Source organism: Pauljensenia hongkongensis (assembly GCF_001746855.1).
GTDB classification, from domain to species: Bacteria; Actinomycetota; Actinomycetes; order Actinomycetales; family Actinomycetaceae; genus Pauljensenia; species Pauljensenia hongkongensis.
Genome location: NZ_CP017298.1, coordinates 314,615 through 315,284 on the forward strand (window position 1 = coordinate 314,615; position 670 = coordinate 315,284).

General features: G+C 76.7%; 1 protein-coding gene. It reads right to left on the reverse strand.

The annotated features are described in order from the left end of the window. Positions 1 to 15: 15 nt before the first annotated feature. On the reverse strand, positions 16 to 670 hold a 655-nt coding region (locus tag BH719_RS01395; RefSeq protein ID WP_009400090.1), incomplete at its 5' end, for a DUF3159 domain-containing protein.

Sequence of the window (670 nt, forward strand, 5' to 3'; positions counted from 1 at the left end):
CGGGGGCGCGGGCGCCTACTGCCCGTCCGGCTGGCCGCCGCTGGCGCGCAGGGACGCGGCGTGGGGGCGCAGCCCCATCCAGGTCGCCCACCCGGCCGCCGCGAACAGCGGCAGGCCGAGGACGATCTTCACAATGCCCAGGGGCGCCACCAGTCCCAGGGCCCACAGCGGCGCCTGCGCGGCGACGCGCAGGGCGAAGACACCGAACCACAGCCACGTCAGGGCGGCGCAGCGCCGCGCGAGCGGGCGCATCCGGGGCTCGCGCCACCGCGCTGTGACGCCGTAGAGGAGGCCGACCGCCAGTCCGACCAGCGGCCGCCGCACGACGAGGGACACAGCCAGGGCCAGGGCGCTGACGGCGTTCGTGGCGATCCCCCACACGAAGTAGTCCTCCGCCCTGCCCGACAGCGACGCGACGAGGACGCCGATGCCGACGCCCAGGACGCCAGAGGCGGCCTGGGTGAGGGGCTGCCTGGCCAGCAGGCGGGCGGCGCACGCCATCAGCGCGACGCCGAGCGCCGCGGCCAGGGTCCACACGAGGGAGCGGGTGAGGGCGTAGACGACCACGAAGACCAGCCCCGGCGCGACCGACTCGACGACGCCGCGGGGGCCGCCGAGGGCCTGCGACCATGAGAAGGAGTCGCCGGTGGCCTGCTGGATCCACGCGGGC